The organism is Sphingobacterium sp. B16(2022) (assembly GCF_012030425.1).
In the GTDB taxonomy this organism is placed as follows: domain Bacteria; phylum Bacteroidota; class Bacteroidia; order Sphingobacteriales; family Sphingobacteriaceae; genus Sphingobacterium; species Sphingobacterium anhuiense.
This window is the reverse complement of the sequence record NZ_JAAUVN010000001.1, coordinates 2,264,090-2,282,777: the sequence shown is the minus strand read 5'-3', so window position 1 is coordinate 2,282,777 and position 18,688 is coordinate 2,264,090. Positions and strand designations below refer to the sequence as shown.

At 36.7% G+C, this 18,688-nt stretch carries 12 protein-coding genes; 8 read left to right on the top strand and 4 right to left on the bottom strand.

Annotated features, from left to right (window positions below; translation table 11 throughout):
• Window positions 1–134: 134 nt before the first annotated feature.
• Entirely contained in the window at window positions 135–464 is a 330-nt protein-coding gene (locus HCX49_RS09955; protein WP_132773015.1) for a DUF3276 family protein, read from the top strand.
• Between the two features lie 45 nt (window positions 465–509).
• On the opposite strand, the gene HCX49_RS25730 is transcribed toward HCX49_RS09955, so the two are convergent.
• Both HCX49_RS25730 and HCX49_RS09945 read right to left on the bottom strand, forming a co-directional pair.
• Window positions 510–1,382 carry a DMT family transporter gene (locus tag HCX49_RS25730; protein ID WP_317166828.1) on the bottom strand — a complete coding sequence of 291 codons (873 nt, stop codon included), beginning with the start codon at window positions 1,380–1,382 and terminating at the stop codon, window positions 510–512.
• Window positions 1,383–1,599: 217 nt separating this feature from the next.
• Entirely contained in the window at window positions 1,600–2,331 is a 732-nt protein-coding gene (locus HCX49_RS09945) for a FadR/GntR family transcriptional regulator (RefSeq protein ID WP_021189128.1), read from the bottom strand.
• Between the two features lie 138 nt (window positions 2,332–2,469).
• Here HCX49_RS09945 and HCX49_RS09940 point away from each other — a divergent pair, with 138 nt between their 5' ends.
• The 3 genes from HCX49_RS09940 (at window position 2,470) to HCX49_RS09930 (ending at window position 8,366) form a co-directional block, all read left to right on the top strand.
• Window positions 2,470–5,769, top strand: a complete 3,300-nt coding sequence (locus HCX49_RS09940; protein ID WP_237682750.1) for a SusC/RagA family TonB-linked outer membrane protein — start codon at window positions 2,470–2,472, stop codon at window positions 5,767–5,769.
• Window positions 5,770–5,789: 20 nt separating this feature from the next.
• Window positions 5,790–7,328: a SusD family outer membrane lipoprotein NanU gene (nanU, locus tag HCX49_RS09935; protein ID WP_168126948.1), complete on the top strand. Its 1,539-nt coding sequence runs from the start codon at window positions 5,790–5,792 to the stop codon at window positions 7,326–7,328.
• Between the two features lie 117 nt (window positions 7,329–7,445).
• On the top strand, window positions 7,446–8,366 hold the full coding sequence (locus tag HCX49_RS09930; protein WP_132773011.1) for a dihydrodipicolinate synthase family protein: 921 nt from the start codon (window positions 7,446–7,448) through the stop codon (window positions 8,364–8,366).
• Window positions 8,367–8,503: 137 nt separating this feature from the next.
• Here HCX49_RS09930 and HCX49_RS09925 read toward each other — a convergent pair whose 3' ends face one another.
• Together HCX49_RS09925 and HCX49_RS09920 are read right to left on the bottom strand one after the other, a co-directional pair.
• Entirely contained in the window at window positions 8,504–10,324 is a 1,821-nt protein-coding gene (locus HCX49_RS09925; RefSeq protein ID WP_168126947.1) for an alpha-L-fucosidase, read from the bottom strand.
• Between the two features lie 163 nt (window positions 10,325–10,487).
• Window positions 10,488–11,396, bottom strand: a complete 909-nt coding sequence (locus tag HCX49_RS09920; RefSeq protein ID WP_168126946.1) for an AraC family transcriptional regulator — start codon at window positions 11,394–11,396, stop codon at window positions 10,488–10,490.
• 584 nt (window positions 11,397–11,980) lie between these two features.
• On the opposite strand from HCX49_RS09920, the gene HCX49_RS09915 reads away from it, so the two are divergent.
• From HCX49_RS09915 to HCX49_RS09900, 4 genes are read left to right on the top strand one after another with little or no spacing between them, the layout of a single operon-like run.
• On the top strand, window positions 11,981–14,737 hold the full coding sequence (locus HCX49_RS09915; RefSeq protein ID WP_168126945.1) for a DUF1553 domain-containing protein: 2,757 nt from the start codon (window positions 11,981–11,983) through the stop codon (window positions 14,735–14,737).
• A gap of 5 nt (window positions 14,738–14,742) precedes the next feature.
• Entirely contained in the window at window positions 14,743–16,236 is a 1,494-nt protein-coding gene (locus tag HCX49_RS09910) for a DUF1501 domain-containing protein (protein ID WP_132773005.1), read from the top strand.
• A gap of 12 nt (window positions 16,237–16,248) precedes the next feature.
• Window positions 16,249–17,130 (top strand): sugar phosphate isomerase/epimerase family protein, encoded by an 882-nt coding sequence (locus HCX49_RS09905; protein ID WP_237682749.1) that lies wholly within the window; start codon window positions 16,249–16,251, stop codon window positions 17,128–17,130.
• Window positions 17,127–18,560, top strand: coding sequence for a c-type cytochrome domain-containing protein (locus HCX49_RS09900; protein WP_237682748.1), 1,434 nt, complete (start codon window positions 17,127–17,129; stop codon window positions 18,558–18,560). The genes HCX49_RS09905 and HCX49_RS09900 overlap by 4 nt, the downstream gene beginning before the upstream one ends.
• Window positions 18,561–18,688 lie beyond the last annotated feature (128 nt).

The window sequence follows — 18,688 nt, the reverse complement described above, 5'->3', positions numbered from 1 at the left end:
TATAAAAATCAAGTTCGTTAAAAGAGCTTATCATAGATTCAAAATTTATTTTTTTTGAATAATATTTGGAAGTTACATGCTAAATATTATATATTTATCAAAGATTAAGATAACTTAAACTTAAATAATAACCAATGGGAGATTTTGAAAACAAAGAGCGAGAAGAGGTTTTTTCAAAAAAAGTGAGAGCGGGTAAGCGTACCTATTTTTTTGATGTAAAGGCTACACGGTCTAACGATTACTACATTACCATCACTGAAAGCAAGAAACGTTTTGAAGACGGCCAGTTTATTAAACACAAAATATTCTTGTATAAAGAAGACTTTGAGAAATTTGCAGAGGGTTTGACAGATGTTGTTGAATACATTAAATCGAATCAGGAAGTTCTTGAAAAACGCTACGAGCCTAATTTTGATGATCCAGCATATGTAAGTGAATCATCTAAAGATGATTTTTCTTTCTAAGATTTTATAAATTATTTAAAGGCTGTAATAATCTTACAGCCTTTTTTATTTTTTACTTAATATGAAGACCGTAGCGATAATGCAGAAAGTTCCTATCCAATCCCACAAGGAAAAGGGAACATGAAGCCAAGATACGGCCAAAAATGTGGCAGAAAGAGGCTCAGCTGATGCTAACAGACTCGCTTTCTGTCCACCGATTAATTTTACGGAAGTCAGATAGAAGTAAAATGGAAAAACAGTTCCGAAAAGAATAATGAGTGCCGTAAATAAATAAGTTTTAGTATCCCAAACGCCCTGAATATCCCAAGGTGCTTTCATGAAACTGAAGGCAATACCACCACAAAGGAGAGACCAGCCAATCACTACAGAGGATTTGTGTTTTGATAGTAATGTTATCGGCATTAAAGTGTAGATCGCTAGTGCGACCGCAGAGCCTAAGCCAAAAAACAGCGCGGTATTGGATATGGCGAGGGTATTGATATTACCATTTGTGACTAATAGAAAAGTTCCAATTATTGCCAGAATAATAGCAAATAATTCTAAAAGGCTGGGTAATCTTTTATGCTTAAACGCTAAATAGATGGCGATTATGATTGGACCAGCATATTGTAGCACAGTAGCGGTAGCGGCATTCGAATGCTTAATGGCCGCAAAATAAGTATATTGTACAGCCAGCATACCAAAAATGCTAAAGGCAAGTAGTTGTAAACGGTCATTTTTAGTTTTCCAAATTTTAAATATAGGCGCTCTTTCGCTAGTTTTTGCAAAGCTTAGTAAGCAGATGCCAGATAGTAACATACGAACTGTAATCAACCATTCAACATTTATTTCCCTTTTTTGAAATAGAAATTGTGCTAATGTCCCAGATACTCCCCATAGGATAGCCGCTGCAATTGCTAAAGAAAAGCCTTTATAAATCGTACTTTTTTTGTGGGCATAAAGGTAAATAGAAGTGAGCTATAAAATTAGAATAAATATAGATGTTGTTCGAATGAAGTCGGCTACGGGAGCGCTACATATTCATTATACTTAACATTTAAGTAGCAAGTTGATAGGTATGAGATACACTGCTTTCATACTTCTGGTATGAAAGCAGTTGCTGTATAGTAATAAGTTATGATGAAATATTGAATCTTTAATCAATAGGTTTGTTATCGTATTGTTGTATACGTTGAAAGTGATTATCTAAGTGCTGGCGCATCGCATTTCTGAAAACTTCAGGAGTTCCTACCTTTAATATGTCCACCAAGCCACGGTGAGATATAAAATTCTTTGAATTTGACTTTTCAATCAGCATGCCACTCGAATGTACAAATTTAAAGACTGGTAAAAGAAGATTTTGAAAATCTTTAAGCATGATATTCCCACTGATCTCATATAATTTACCATGGAATGCAACTTCTGTTTCGATATCAAATATGCTGTTGTCATTATCATTTGATTCTTTAGCAACAATTACTTCTAATTCTTGAATATCTGCAGGAGTAATTCTTTGATAAAGTAAATCTGCCATTCCAAGTTCCAATATCAATCTCATTTCAAATAAATCACGCAGTGTCTTATCATCCATGATCGTTGGGTAAAGCGATTTTTTCATCGGACTGATCAGATCCGGACTGGTTAATACAGCACCTCTATGTTTTTTAGATTCTACTAAGCCTACTAGTCTTAAACGTAACATTGCTTCTCGGATCACCGTGCGGCTTACTCCTAAAGTTTCCGCTAATTCTAATTCCTTGGGAAGTGCATCGCCTATTTTTAATCCCTGACTAATGAATAAATTGATGATTTCTTTCTCCACTTTATCAACGAGTGAAGAGGTATCAATGGTGTTAACAAAATTGATCAATGTTGGATTTGTACTCATAAAAGTGCATTTATACGCCTAAAAACAAATATACATATAAATTTTTACAAGTATGTTGTACATAATGTTAATTTAATGTTGTTTTTTACAAATTAAATTATATAAATTTGCTTTATGTAATACTTAATAATAACCAATATGTATTCAAACCGAAAATTAAAACATTTATTACTCTGGTCTATGCTAGCAGGAAATCTAGCTGTAATCCATGCGCAGGATCGAAACATTCAAGGTAAAGTCAGAGATGCCGTTACAGGAGAAGTTTTGGGAAATGTAACTATTAACGTGAAGGGAAGTAAACAATCTTTACAAACAAAAGCTGATGGTTCCTTTATTTTACCGACAAATCCGAATGCGATCCTGGTCATTACTTCTACAGGATACAAACCTCAGGAAGTAAAAGTTGGACAGGCAGAATCCTTGGAAATTAAATTAGAATCTTCCAATCAGCAAATTGATGAGGTTGTTGTTGTGGGCTATGGAACACAGAGTAGGAGAAGTGTGACCGGATCTATTGCTAAACTTGATAAAGAGGTACTTCAAAATTCTCCTAGATCTAATGTTGCAACTGCACTTCAAGGAAGTATTCCGGGATTACAGGTTGTCAATAAATCTGGTCAACCAGGTGCAGCTCCCATGCTAAAGTTACGAGGAGGAGCTTCTATTAATAACCCAGGAGGGCCGTTAGTTATTGTTGATGGGGTAATTCGTGATTTGAATGATATTAGTTCTGAAAATATTGAATCGATAGACTTATTAAAAGATGCTTCTGCAACAGCTATTTATGGTGCTAGAGCAAATAATGGAGTACTTCTTGTAACTACAAAAACAGGTAAATCGGGTACTGCTAATGTATCATATAAATTTGTAGGAGGATATAATCAACGTAGAGCCGGCTATGCATATATGAATGCGGGTGATTATATAAAATATACACGGCAAGGCTATTTAAATGCTGGACGATCATTGGAATCTGTCAATAGTTCAAGGGGACTAGGGATTTCTTCTGATCCTGCTTACAATGCTTCATTTGACATTAGAAAATTCACCGATGAATTAAAGCCATTATTAAATGAGGGTTGGAAGCTTGTTGATGATCCCTATGGAGGCCAGATAATTTATAAAGATCATAGTGGTGAAGTAGAGAATGCTTTATTTAGAAATACTTATACGAAAGATCATTATGTAAATGTCACTGGAGGGAATGAGAAAGGAAAGTATTTCGCAGCGTTTGATGCTTATGATGAAGATGGGGTTATAGTTGGATCTAGCTATAAAAGGTATACAGGAGATATCAATGGTTCATATAAGTTAAAACCAAATGTGGAAGTATCTACCAATGTTACACTCTCTACTGCTTCTCAATATGGTACTCCATCTACGGAAACCAATGCACTTTATAGGACATTAGCAATTTGGCCTACTTTTAATCCGTGGATTGATGAAGCGCAAACACAGCCAAATCCGGGAGTTTCTGCAAGTGATGGTAATCCCCTATACTGGTTAGGTCGGTTAAAGCGTAAAAATGAAACGAATCGTATTGTGGCAAATGCTTCATTAAAATGGGACATTATTCCCGGACTTTATTTCAAGGCAACAGCTAATGCCTATATGAAAGAAGTGTTAAATGAATCTTTTCAGATGTCAACACAAACATATTCTAACATTTTTTCAAATCCACAAACCATTGGTAGTACTTCAAGAGATGCTTACCGTAACTTGAATAGAGATTTTCAAACACAGTTTAATGGTATCTTGAATTATTCGAAAAGCATTGCCGAAAAGCATAATATTTCAGCAATGGTAGGTGCGGAATATTTTAAGGTTAAGACTGATTACATGCAAGTGTATGGAAAAAATGCACCTACAGATGATATCACTACCGTCAATGCCTCTACCGTTTTTCCTGTAGGAAATAATACAAGCACTGCGTCTGAATACCGCATCATTTCTTCCATGGGACGTCTTGCATATGATTATGATGGCAGAATTTTGGTGAATGCTGTTTATCGATTGGATGGAACTTCAATACTGGCACGCGGCAACCGTACCGGATTTTTTCCGGGAGCATCTGCCGGCTGGAATATGCATCAGGAAGAGTTTTTTAAAAAATCTGTTCTTTCAAAATATATTACTACGTTCAAACCACGATTAAGTTATGGGGAGAACGGAAATATTGCAGGATTAGAGCGTTACCAAGTACAGGGAGTGTACAACGTGCAGCCTAGTTACAATGGTCTTGCAGGTTATTTAAATACTTCACCAGTAAATAAGAATCTAGCCTGGGAAACAAGTAAAACAACAGGTGCTGGTTTAGACTTAGGCATACTGAACAATCGTGTTACAGTATTATTAGATTATTATGATCGTCGCACAAGTAATTTGTTAACTAATTTGCTATTACCAAGTTATACTGGTTTCCCTTCCATTACAACAAATTTAGGAACGCTTCAAAATAAAGGATTTGAAATTGCTGTTCAATCTCAAATATTAAAAGATCCTGAAGGTTTTAACTTAAGTATAGGCGCAAATGCAGCTTTTGTTAAAAACAAAATTCTTGAACTTCCTTATAATGGGAATGAAAATAATAGACAGGGTGGTTTGCAAATCTATGACCCAGTTTCGGGTCAGGTGAAGTGGGTTGGGGGCTATCAAGAAGGTCATACTTTGGGGGATATTTATGCTTACAAGCAGGTTTCTATCTTTAAGGACGATGCAGAAGTAAATCAAATCGCAGGAAATAGGACTGATAATATTGCCGGAATTACTGGACCGAATCTACCAATTGGGAAAAATGGACGTATAACACCAGGAGATGTAAACTGGCAGGACGTTGACGGTAATAATATTATTGATTCTCGTGATCAAGTGTATATAGGGAACATCAACCCTAAATGGACTGGTGGCTTTACAACAAACATGAGTTATAAAGGATTCAGTATGTTTTCTAATTGGGAATTTGCATTGGGTCATACTATTTATAATGATTTGGTAGCACGTACATTAGGTAATTATCAAGGGACTTTTAATTATTTAGAAATGCAAAAACAGGCATGGTCTCCAACGAATACAGATACAGATATTCCAAAAGTTTACTTTGCAGATCAGGTTTTAGGATCGAAACAAAACTATACAAGAGGAAATAATGCAAATCCAAATTTGAACAGTAATAACTCAAGATTTTATGAGAAAGGAGATTACTTAGCTCTTCGTGAGATTACGCTTTCTTACGATCTTCCGAAATGGTTGCACTCAAAAACTCATATTCTTTCACGTGCTCGAGTGTATGTAAGTGCGAACAACCTATTTTATATCACTAAATTTTCTGGACCAACACCTGAACCGCCAGTAGATGTAAATAATGTAACAACAGGCGTATATGGAGGTACATATCCAACTCCGAGGTCTTATGTATTGGGCGTTCAACTTTCTTTTTAATTGTATTAATTGAAACTATCATGAAAAAAACAATATTAACATATCTTTTTTTAGGAAGCCTAATCTGTATGGGATTAAACTCCTGTACGAATGATTTAGAACTTACACCGATCAGTAACTATAGTGATGAAATTTATTGGAAGACAGCTGATCAATTTGAAGCGTTTGCTGTGGGTTTGCATTCAAGATTTAGAACGAATGAACGTAATTTTTTACTTTTAGGTGAATTACGTGCCGGTCTATTTGGTAATGATCCAGGAACTACGGCGTCCTTCACAGGTGAAGCATCACAAGGTTTAGAAAGAATGTGGCAACACAATCTAGATATGGATAATTCTGGAGTGACTAATTTTGCTAATTTGTATGAACAGATTAATCAGCTTAATTTGATGATTAGTAAACTAAATACAACAACTGTGCTTACTGAAGGAAGCAAGAATTATTACCTTGGGATTGCACATGGTATGCGTTCTTTTTACTATTTTCAATTGTATCGTACCTGGGGAGATGTTGTCATTCAAACAGATGCATTACCAAGCAATATTGATGTTTCCAATTTAGCGAAAGCTGCATCACCGGCCGCTGATGTTATGAAATTGATCAAAGCGGACTTAGAAAGCTCAATTTCAGCTTTTGGTACTGATTATTCTATACGTCAAGAACGTTCTTTTTGGTCTAAAAATGCGACTTTAATGCTCAAAGCAGAGGTCTATTTGTGGTCAGCGCATCGTGAGGGCGGTAAACCAGATGCTACTATTGCGAAAAACGCACTTACAGATGTGAAATCCAATTTGCCATTAGCTTTGCAAACAGACTTTAATAACGTAAATGATGTAAAAAGTAGGGGCAATAATGAGATGATATTTGTGCTTCGACATAAACTGAACGAGGCTACTCTTGGATTTATTACTGATTTTGTTCCCAATTCAAATATTCTTGTTAACTTTTCTGATTCATTGACTAATCGTAAATTTAGCGTAACACAAGATAATTATGGAGGCTTATTAAGGATACCAACGCGTATTAGTACATATCGTAATTATAATGACCTAGATACCCGTAAAAATATATCTATTCAGGCTGCATACACTAAAGATGGTAATGGAAACTATAAAATTGCTGGCTGCTTCCTTAAGAAATATCAGGGTGAGCAAAATGCGGGTTCTAGGGCCTACACCAATGACTATGCATTGTATCGCTATGCTGATCTATTACTATTGATGGCAGAAGCTAAAGTAATTTTAGGAGAAAATCCAAAAGAAGAAATCAATCAGATTCGTACCCGTGCTTTTGGAAGTAATTATAGTGAAAGTGTATTTGGATATCCAAATCAAGCAGTGGATAAAAATGCAAATGAAGCGATATTGCAGGAACGAAAATTGGAATTTTTAGGAGAAGGCAAATATTGGTATGATCTCAGAAGATTTGGAGATCAGTATGTGTTTTTACATACAGGTTTATCTGCACAAGAATCCTATAAATTGTTTTGGCCTATTGATCGTACTTCTTTAACCAACAACAGAGCTCTTAAACAAACGGCTGGTTATCCTGAGTTTTAATTTTACTAAAATACAAGTACTGCAATAACAAAATCCCGGTTATTCCGGAACCTAACCACAAAAATTCTACTCCATAACGGAGTAGAATTTCACTTTAGAAAAATCTAATTATTATATATGATCACAAAAAAAATAGATGGCTTAATTGCCGCCCCTTTCACACCATTTGACGAGAATGGAGCATTAAATTTAGCACAAATACCAAATTACTACCAGTCTTTAAAAAATAATAAGGTTACGGGAGGCTTTATCTGTGGATCAACAGGTGAAGGAGTTTCATTAACTTTTCAAGAAAAAGTCGATGTCTTAAAAGCATGGACCAAGTTAACAAAAAGCGATCCTGATTTTAGTTTAATGATTCTCTTAGGAGGTACAAACATTAAAGAATGCCGAGAGTTGGCCACAATTGCTGAAGCAGAAGGCGTAGACGCTATTTCATTTACATCACCATTTTACTTCAAGCCTTCAAATGTGGATCAGCTAGCTAAATGTTGTGCCGCTGTTGCTGAAGCAGCTCCCAATACGGCATTCTATTATTATCATATTCCGGTGTTGACAGGTGGTAATTTTCCAATGATTGATTTACTGAAAGCAGTAGATGGCAAAATTCCGAATTTTGCAGGAATTAAGTACACACATGAAGACTTTATGGATTTTCTATCGTGTATGAACTATGCGGATCGAAAGTATGATATGCTGTGGGGCAGAGATGAGAATATGCTATCTGCTCTAGTATTAGGAGCAAGGGGAGCGGTTGGGAGTACTTACAATTATGCCGCACCATTATATTATGACCTGATCAAAGCATTTGATGATGGTGATTTCGACAGGGCAAATGATCTTCAGCAACAATCTATTGATATGATTACCCTTCTTGGAAAATATGGCGGTATTTCAGTAGGTAAGGCATATATGAAACAGGTTGGACTAGACTGTGGAGAATTTCGACTACCAGTCAAAAATATGACTGCAGAGCAATATAAATCATTCGAATCTGATGTTAAAAAATTGAATTTTAATTCTTTCTGTTCAAAATAGTTTAACGGCAATTAATTGAAAACAAAAAATATTTTTCATTTTTTGTGAAACTCGACATCAAATTTAAATGAAAAGAGCCCGTTTCCATTTACTTTTTAAAGATGGAAACAGGCTCTTAGCTGTCTATTTATTTCAGTTTATTTGACAGGAACGAGACTGATTGAACTAATCTCAGGTAATGAATTTCCCGTAATTTCAAGCGCTTTTAGTTCCGCTTTTAAAGCGGTGTCTCCAAGTGCCTGTTGTGAAATTTCAAATGTTCCTGTTTCAACATCTACAAATTGGCTACCTTTGGTTGCCTTGAGTTGATAAGATAAGTTGTTCGTTCCGAGACTTAGCGAAATAGTTCCTGATTTTTGCTCGTGCGGAAGATAATTAACGACTATCTTATAGGTGCCAGGACGCTGGATTTTTACATCCCACGCCACTTGATCGGATTTTTTAGACCAGTCGCCAATTGCATTTGGACGATTCGGATCATGAGTCGTTGCGCCAATAAGTTTAATTCCTCCAGTACCGATTAATTTAGCATTGTTAGCCGTTAAGATTATTCTACCATCTTTTTGAGTTAATATCTGTTGCTGTATTACTTGAGGAGTTCCTTTGATTTCTGCAACAATAACCATTGGCATCTGTCCTTTAAAGTCCGCAGGTAATTGGATTGTTTTTCCCGCAGCAGATTTTGATATCTTTAATGATTTTTTAGAACTTCCTAATAAATAGGCTTTATGAATAGTACTAGCCAATGGTACTTCTATACTGCCATTTGATGGAATATCGAATACATGGAAATATAGTTTACCATCTTTTTGAGTACAGTAGCCCCAATCTAATCCTTGAAACGGACTTGCAGTGGTTCCATATATGGATTCATTATTTACTTTCATCCATTTACCGATGTCCTTAAGCAGCTTGACGGCTTTCTCTGGAATAGCACCTTCACCATCCGGACCAACATTGAGTAGGAAATTTCCACCTTTACTTACTGTTTCGATAAATAGACGCATTGTTTTATCAAATGATTTCCAGTTCTGGTCATGTGCACTATAGCCATAGCTTTCATTCATCGTGTGGCTCACTTCCCAGTCCATACCCGGAAGACCTGTTGGTGGTATATATTTTTCGGGAGTTCCAATATCCCCATTTTTATTTTCAAGACCATCCCAGAAACGGTTATTGACAATAATCCGAGGTTGCCATTTAATTAAATCTGTAAGAATACGTTTTGTACCCCAGCTCTCACCCTGATGATTTTTACTACTAAAGTCAAGCCATAGGACATCCAGACCTCCATAATTATTCGCAAGCTCTTTCACCTGCCCATATAAATAATCTTTATAGACTTCATGATTGGGCTTATAGCCAGTAGGGTTGGGGTTTAAATAGGACAGACCTTCATATGAGTCCGGATGTTGCCAATCTAATAATGAATAGTAAGCACCCGCTTTTAGACCTTTAGCACGAAAAGCTTTAACGACTTCTCCGTAAAGATCACGTCCTTTAGGTGAAATATTAGTACCTCCTGTGATGTCATTTTTTAATGAATAAGGTTGTTGACTATTAAAAATTGAGAATCCTTCGTGGTGACGTGAGGTTATAATAACATACTTCATGCCTGCTTCTTCTGCAAGGGATGCCCAAGCAGAGGCATCAAATTTTGAAGCTGTGAATTTTGGTTTTAAAACTTCGGCATATGGCTTGCTCGGTACTTTTGCCCATGCTTGAATCCATTCGGCATAATGTTGTGGATATTGTTTTCCTTCCCAGCTACCTCCAGCGGCACTGTAAAGTCCCCAATGGATGAAAAGTCCAAATCGGGCTTCTCTGAACCACGCCATCCGACTATCTTTTGTTTCCTCCCATCCGGATACTCCTTCGTATGGAATAGATTGCGCATTACTCGATAATACTGCTGTCGATAATAATCCTAAAAGAGCAATTTTCTTAATTATTTTCATTTAGTTTTTATGGTTTATGTTGATATTATATATCTACTATAGAATACCCTTTAACTTTTATTCTTTATCAGTTCCAAAGAAAGCGAATTATTTTTTATTTGAAAACTTTGGAATATGAATGTTACCATAATTATTTAGGACATTTTATTCGTTGTGAATAATACTAATCATTGGAAGAAATAGATTTAAGTGGTGCGCTAAATCTACCTACTTCCATTTCTTTTCGATAGGTTCTCGGATTTTTATTCATAATTTCTTTAAAAAACTTATTGAAGTTTGTTAAATTTTGATAACCGCTAGCATAACATACCTCTGAAATATTCAGATTCTTATCTTCCAGCAATTTGCAGGCATGTCCTATGCGTGTTTCATTTACGAATTTAGAAAACGATTTTTGGGTGTGTTTTTTGAAGAACCTGCAGAAAGCATTTGAGTTCATATTTAAGAGGCTAGCCGCTTCCTGCAACGAAACGGTTTCTCTAAAGTTTTGCATTACGTAAACATAAATGATGTTTATCCGTTTATTATCCTTTTCGCTGTAAACAGGTTTATATGTCCCTGATGATAAATGATCATATTCGGCACTTTGATGCAATAATGCTATAAGATTTAGGAAACCGGTTATTTTTGAAAAAGAATCTTTATGGACTAGATCCCGCATGAGTGTCATTGCATTTTTTAATGTATTCCCATAAAAACGTAAACCATCTTTAGTCTTATCAATAAATTTTTGCATGGCTTGAATTGTCGATTGATCATCGGTCAATTGAATAAGAAAGTCAGCTGGAAAGTAAATAACAAGAGCTTTAGCACGCTCATGGTAGTCTGGCTTTAAAAAAGCATCATCATTATGCCAAATATGTGGAATGTTAGGCCCGATTAATACCATATCTCCTGCACTAAATGAGTCAATATGATTACCAACAATACGTTTGCCGTAACTTTCTTCGATAAGGACGAGTTCGCATAGTTCATGAAAGTGCAAAGGATTACTAAAAAAAGCTTCGTCCACATGTTTGATATGTATTGTTTTCTTCGGAAGTGGACTGATTTCTATTAATTTAGCTTTCATTCGTCTAGATAATTGGCTTGTAACCTACGAATATATAAATTTCGGTATAATAAAACAATTTTTGATCTTTTGTGATCATTGATCGCTTTTTAGGGATATATAGTTGTAAAAGATGAACTGCTGATGTTGATTTATGCTAATAAGCATTAGAACAATGTGATGGATGAGCGACTCCCCATAAGCGAGGTGATCAAATCTTGAATAGTAAAATTTTTGATATTGTAAATGGTCGCTAGTTTTAAAGGGAAAAAGTCTCCATGATAGCCATAGCATTTCAAGTTATAAAGAGCATCATAAATTAAACATAGGTTTACTATGACGCTGAAAGAAACAAATAAATTACACAAAAAAGGTATTAACGTCAATATACTGTCATTATTTGTTAATGAGGTTGTATTTTATGAGGTTGAAGATCCTTAATTTTATTTTTTATAAATGAAGAAGAACTGCTGTTAGCAAGATACATTATAAAACCTTTGTATTATTTTATAAACCTAATAAGCGAATACAACTAATTTGCTTTGTTTAAAATCGCTGTACTGCGATTTAAAATAAAAGCTTAGAAGTTATAAATCGTATTAAACATGAAAAAGAAAGTCGTCGTCGTATCCCTCTTATTGAGTGCCATTGTGGTCGTCGGATTGTTTACCTTTAAGAAGGAAGATCCTGTTGATTTTAGTGCTGAAGTGAAACCTATCCTTAATAAGCATTGCATTACTTGCCATGGTGGCGTAAAGAAAAATGGAGGTTTTAGTTTGCTTTTCGAAAATGAGGCATTTGCTAAGGCAGAGTCTGGTAAGCCGGCTATAATCGCAGGCGATGCAGATCATAGTGAATTTATTAAACGGTTGACCATTGATGATCCCGAGTTAAGAATGCCATACAATGCACCACGATTGAGTGATGATGAAATCGACATCTTGAAAAGATGGATCAACGAGGGGGCGAAATGGGGCAAGCACTGGGCTTATACGTTACCTGAAAAAGTGGAAGTACCTAAACCATTTTCTTTTGCTGGTTTATTTGGAATGAATCCATCGGGTATATCCAATAATATCGATTATTTCGTTCAGGATAAAATGAAAGAGAAAGACCTGTCTTTTTCAAAGGAGGCGGATAAGGAGACCTTATTGAGACGATTGTATCTAGATGTGGTCGGTATTCCACCAAGTTTAACCGAATTGCAATCATTTGTAAATGATACGAGGGGAAATGCTTACGAGTTAAGAGTTGATAGTTTACTAGCTTCACAACAGTATGGTGAAAAATGGGCTAGTTGGTGGCTGGACTTAGCCCGATATGCGGATACTAAAGGTTATGAAAAGGATGGGTCAAGACAAATATGGCCTTATCGCGATTGGCTCATTAAAGCTTTTAATAAGGATATGCCTTTCGACGAATTTACGGTACAGCAATTAGCGGGTGACTTATTACCTGATCCAACTAAAGATCAACTTATTGCAACTGCTTTTCACAGGAATACAATGAATAATGATGAAGGGGGGACCGACAGTGAAGAGTTTCGTGTGGCCTCTGTTCTAGATCGGGTCAATACAACTTACCAGGTTTGGCTAAGTACAACTTTTGAGTGTGTACAGTGTCACAGCCATACTTACGATCCATTTAAATTTGAAGAGTATTATAAATCTGTTGCTTTTTTTAATAATACACGAGATGAAGATACCCAAGGTGATCATCCAAGGTTGCGGTTCTATAAGGCCGAAGATGAAAGCAGAGTGGATAGTATCAAATCTTGGTTGACCCAGAAAGGGAATCAAAAGCTGATTCGTTCTACAGACTTATTCTTGCATACATTGGAACCAAAAATTCATGCACATTATAGTGATCAGGTTGAAAATGGCGCTTTGTATGATACTAAATGGCTCGGAATACGTTCAGGAGGAAGTGCTCGATTGAAACACATCACCTTGCAGGGTAAAAAGCAATTTTATATTAATTATTGGACATCATTAAATGGAGGTGCCATAGAAGTCAGAAAGGGTAGTAAAACAGGCCCGTTACTGACGACAGTCCAATTGCCTAGTACTTCAGGAAGACAAGTTATTCAAGCAGATCTGAAGGAAGATACCGGAGTTCATGACCTTTATTTAATATTTAAGAATGCAACAGCAGCAAAAGATCAGCCGATTTGTATGATTGAGTGGTTCGCATTGCGCGAAGGGTTTCCAGTATCTGCAGACCCGGAGTCCCAGCGTATGCAAAATAACTTTATGCAACTGATTAATACAAATCCTGAAAGTGTACCTGTGATGATTGAAAATCCTGCAGAAATGCATCGTAAAACACATGTTTTTGAGCGAGGAAATAGATTAGCGCTAGGTAAAGAGGTGCAACCTGCAGTTCCTGAAACATTAAACCCTTTTCCAAAGGGAGCTCCTAACAATAGATTGGGCTTTGCTAAATGGATTGTAAGTAAAGATAATCCTTTGACAGCACGTACTTTGGTAAATCGAATTTGGGCGCAATTATTTGGACGCGGGTTGGTGGAACCACTAGGAGATATGGGGACGCAGAGTACACCATCTATGCATATTGATTTATTGGATTACTTAGCGCTAGATCTCATGCAAAATAAAAAGTGGAGTATGAAAGCGCTTATTAAGGATATTGTTATGTCTTTCACCTATAAGCAATCATCGAGTTTAAATCAAGGAGATGCGGAGAAAGATCCGGCTAATATATTTCTAGCGAGAGGACCACGGTTCAGACTTTCGGCAGAGCAGATTCGGGATCAGACATTAGCCGTAAGTGGTCTTCTAAGTTCTAAAATGTATGGACCTTCGGTGATGCCCTATCAGCCGGATGGTGTATGGATGACGGTATATAGTGGTGAATCGTGGGCAACAAGTACAGGTGAAGATCAATTTAGAAGGGGGTTATATACATTTTTAAAACGGACAAGTCCTTATCCTTCATTTATTTCTTTTGATGCATCGAGTCGAGAGGTCTGTTTGGTTGATCGGATCAGAACAAATACTCCATTACAAGCATTAACCACGTTAAATGATCCCGTTTATCTGGAGGCAGCTAAACATCTTTCGACACTCATGCAGAAAGAAGGAGCAGGAGATTCTAAAAAAATAATTTCTTATGGTTATAAGAAACTGATGTTAAAAAATCCGAGTGCAGAAAAAGTGGTTGCACTGGAAAAATTATATAAAGAAGCATTACAAAATTTTAATAAAAAACCGGCAGAGGCGGCTAAATTCATGGCTGTTAATGCGAGTGATTTAAAAGATCCATCTTTAACATCAAAGGCTGCCTACATGGTGGTAGCCAATGCTTTATTAAATCTGGATGAATTTCTTACAAAATCTTAAACGACATGAAAGATCTCGATAAATTATTTCGTGAATTGCAACAGCAGAAATTGCAGGCGGTAACGCGTAGACATTTTTTGAAAGATTGTGTGGCAGGTGTTGGAAGCATAGCATTAGCAAGTTTTTTGGCAAGTTGTGGAGGGAACTCCAGTGGATCTGGAGCTATAGATTTAAATGCATTAAATCCACTTGTACCAAAATCACCTCATTTTCCTGGAAAAGCAAAAAGTGTCATTTACTTGCATATGGCAGGGGCTCCTTCACAATTGGAACTTTTTGACTATAAGCCAGTGTTGCAGACATTACATAATCAACCCTGTCCTGAGTCACTATTAGCAGGTAAAACTTTTGCATTTATCAGAGGTACTCCTAAAATGCTAGGTCCTCAAGCGACTTTCAAACAGTATGGGCAAAGTGGAGCTTGGGTTTCCGATCATCTACCGCATTTTAGTAAAGTTGTGGACGATGTAAGCTTTTTAAAGGCTGTACATACAGACCAGTTTAATCATGGTCCTGCACAGATGTTTATGCAAACTGGTAGTGCAAGATTGGGTAGGCCTAGTATCGGATCTTGGGTAACTTATGGTTTAGGATCAGAAAATAGCAACTTGCCAGGTTTCGTAGTATTGACTTCAGGAGGAAAGACTCCTGATGCCGGAAAAAGTGTTTGGGGATCAGGATTCTTACCTTCAGTATATCAGGGTGTGCAATGCCGTTCGAAAGGTGATCCTGTTCTATATCTTGCCGATCCGGAAGGCATGAGCAGAGACTTAAAGAGACATGCTATCGATGCGATTAATGAAGTCAACAAGGACGAATATAATACCTATAAGGATCCTGAAACATTATCTCGAATAGCCCAATATGAGATGGCTTACAAAATGCAGGTCGCGGTTCCAGAGGTTATGGACATCAGTCAAGAACCGGCGCATATTCATGAATTATATGGTACAGAACCGGGTAAAGAGTCTTTTGCGAATAATTGTTTATTAGCACGAAAACTGGTCGAACAAGGAGTCCGTTATGTACAGTTGTTTGATTGGGGATGGGATAGCCATGGAACTAATGCCTCCGATTCTATCGATTATGGTTTCCGTAATAAATGTAGGGAAATTGACAGACCTATGACCGCATTGATTATGGATCTTAAGCAACGTGGATTGCTGGACGAAACGCTTGTAGTGTGGGGAGGAGAATTTGGACGAACTCCAATGCAGGAAAATAGAGATAATAGCGATATGCCCTTTTTAGGACGTGATCATCATACTGATGCCTATACGATCTGGATGGCAGGAGGCGGTGTCAAGAAAGGGGTGACCTATGGAGAGACCGATGAAATCGGGTTTACGGGTGTAAGCGGAAGATCGTCCGTTCATGATGTACATGCGACAATGCTTCATTTGCTCGGTTTCGATCATGAAAAATTTACTTATGAATTTCAGGGCAGACCATTCCGTTTAACGGATGTTGAAGGTAACCTGATTAGTGCAGTTGTTTAATAAATAATTGGAATGAAATATATATACAGCATTATGCTTTTTATTTTATGGGCTCAACCAAATCAAGCTCAAGTGAATAATAATTTAAAAATAAAGTTCTATTGTACCAATTGGGGTATGTCAGAGTCATGGGACAGCTACTGTGCTCGAGTAAGTCAGGCTGGATTTGATGGTTTAGAGACCTGGCTTCCAGCGGCAGGGGAAGAGCGTACAGCCATGTTTAATGCTTTAAAAAAACATAACCTTTCTTTGGGTTTATTAAGTGGAGGTGGCGGTGCCAATTTTGATCAGTATCTTGCTTCTTTTATAAAAAATGTTGAGGATGCCGCGCAACAAAAACCAGATTATATTAATTGTCATACTGGAAAAGAGTATTATACGTTTGAACAAAATAAAGCTTTGATTGATGCAGCAGAAGCCATTTCTAAAAAAACGGGTATCCCAGTTAGACATGAAACACACCGCGGCCGATTTAGCTTTGCCGCACATATTACAAAAAAATATTTAGAAGAGATTCCGCATTTGCGTTTAACATTAGATATATCACATTGGTGTAATGTTCATGAGTCCATGTTATCAGATCAGAAAGAAGCCGTTCAATTGGCGCTTTTAAAAACTGGACATATACACGCCCGTGTTGGTCATCCGCAAGGACCACAGGTTAATGATCCCGCAGCTCCAGAATGGAAATCTATTTTGGATCAGCATTTGGCATGGTGGGATGAAATTGTACGTATTCACAAAGAAAGTAAAGCAAAAGTCCTAACCATAACAACTGAATTTGGTCCCGCTGGATATTTACCGACTTTACCTTATACACAACAGCCTGTAGCCGATCAATGGAGTATCAATGTCTTTATGTTAAATCTTTTAAAGACACGCTATAAATCATGATGTTGTTTTTTGAAGAGTTAATGAATTTTACAGGAAGATGGCACCCAGTTATGGTACATCTTCCTATTGGAATGTTAGTTATTGCCTGTGTATTGGCACTTTTCTCAAGAAAGGAAAATTATAAGAATATAGGCCCAGCAATATCATTATCCTTATTGTTTGGTAGTGTGGCGGCTATATTCGCTTGTTTTACAGGGTATCTGTTGTCTTTACAAGGCGGTTATGAGCAAGATACTTTGAATTTCCATCAGTGGTTAGGACTTGCAGTTGCTGCTATTAGTCTTTTTTTATATTTTTTATATAAGGAAGGTGTTCGTAATTCATTCATTGAAAAGTTTAAATCTAAGCGTGATACATTATTATTTTTGATGTTTATTCTTATTGGCATTACTGGTCACTTTGGAGGTACTTTAACACATGGGAAAGGGTATTTTACAGATGCGCTTCCTACAGCGATTAAAACTGTTGTCGGGATAGAGGATGCATCTGAAGAACCTGTTTTACTGACTAATGTGCAACAAGCGCAGGTATATTCCGGAATTATTCAGCCCATTCTTAAACAGCGATGTCAAAGTTGTCACGGCGAGAAAAAGCAAGAAGGTGGTTTTGCTCTTCACGATCAAGCACATTTATTAAAAGGTGGTGATGGTGGGACAGTACTGGTTGCAAATGATTTAGAAAAGAGTGAATTATATGCGCGATTGATATTGCCAGAGGGTCATAAGAAAAGAATGCCTCCAAAAGGCCGCAAGCCAATTACTGCAGAACAAATTAAGTTGATCGGATGGTGGGTGAAAGAAGGTGCTGATTTTGCTAAAAAATCAAGTGACTTGGCGCAGACAGCAGAAATAAAAGAAATTTTAGGGAAATTAGAAAAGGGAAGTGAACCGACTTCTCCATTTGAAGAATTACCGGAGGCAAAAAAGCTACCGGCTGATTTTGTACAGCAGTTACAAGCAAAAGGAATTAAAGTTTTGCCTATTGCAGGTAATAGTGAATATGTAACCATCAACGCAATTAACTATCCTGAATTTAAGGATCAAGACTTAAAAGATCTTTTAAAGATCAAGGATAACATTGTGCAGTTGAAATTAGGGAATACCGCTATAACTGATCAAAGCCTCAAGATGATGGCCGAGTTCCCAAACCTAATGAAGTTACATTTAGAAAATACAAAAATTACAGATTTAGGACTTGAACATCTGAATGGACATCCAGCTTTATCCTATCTAAATTTATTTGCAGTGCCAGTTACTGATAAAGGGTTAGAAAAGCTCAATAAAATGCCAAAATTGAAACAAATCTATGCCTATCAGACAAAAGCGACGTTGGCAAGTGTTGAAAATTTAAGGAAGATATCAAAACAAGTTCTGATCGACACAGGATCTTATCAGTTACCATTTCTAGCTTCTGATACCGTTCGTTACTAATAACGATAGATCAATTTCGCTGATTGTTGGTATGTCCGTACAGCGCACATTTTAATGTTGTTTCTTGGGAATGATATCTTAAGAAACAACTTTATTTTATTTAATGCTGTTCTAAGAATCATTGTAAT

Coding starts and splice junctions, on each gene's coding strand:
- HCX49_RS09955 (WP_132773015.1), top strand. CDS start 135: ATGGGAGATTTTGAAAACAAAGAGCGAGAAGAGGTTTTTTCAAAAAAA.
- HCX49_RS09945 (WP_021189128.1), bottom strand. CDS start 2,331: ATGAGTACAAATCCAACATTGATCAATTTTGTTAACACCATTGATACC.
- HCX49_RS09940 (WP_237682750.1), top strand. CDS start 2,470: ATGTATTCAAACCGAAAATTAAAACATTTATTACTCTGGTCTATGCTA.
- nanU (WP_168126948.1), top strand. CDS start 5,790: ATGAAAAAAACAATATTAACATATCTTTTTTTAGGAAGCCTAATCTGT.
- HCX49_RS09930 (WP_132773011.1), top strand. CDS start 7,446: ATGATCACAAAAAAAATAGATGGCTTAATTGCCGCCCCTTTCACACCA.
- HCX49_RS09925 (WP_168126947.1), bottom strand. CDS start 10,324: ATGAAAATAATTAAGAAAATTGCTCTTTTAGGATTATTATCGACAGCA.
- HCX49_RS09920 (WP_168126946.1), bottom strand. CDS start 11,396: ATGAAAGCTAAATTAATAGAAATCAGTCCACTTCCGAAGAAAACAATA.
- HCX49_RS09915 (WP_168126945.1), top strand. CDS start 11,981: ATGAAAAAGAAAGTCGTCGTCGTATCCCTCTTATTGAGTGCCATTGTG.
- HCX49_RS09910 (WP_132773005.1), top strand. CDS start 14,743: ATGAAAGATCTCGATAAATTATTTCGTGAATTGCAACAGCAGAAATTG.
- HCX49_RS09905 (WP_237682749.1), top strand. CDS start 16,249: ATGAAATATATATACAGCATTATGCTTTTTATTTTATGGGCTCAACCA.
- HCX49_RS09900 (WP_237682748.1), top strand. CDS start 17,127: ATGATGTTGTTTTTTGAAGAGTTAATGAATTTTACAGGAAGATGGCAC.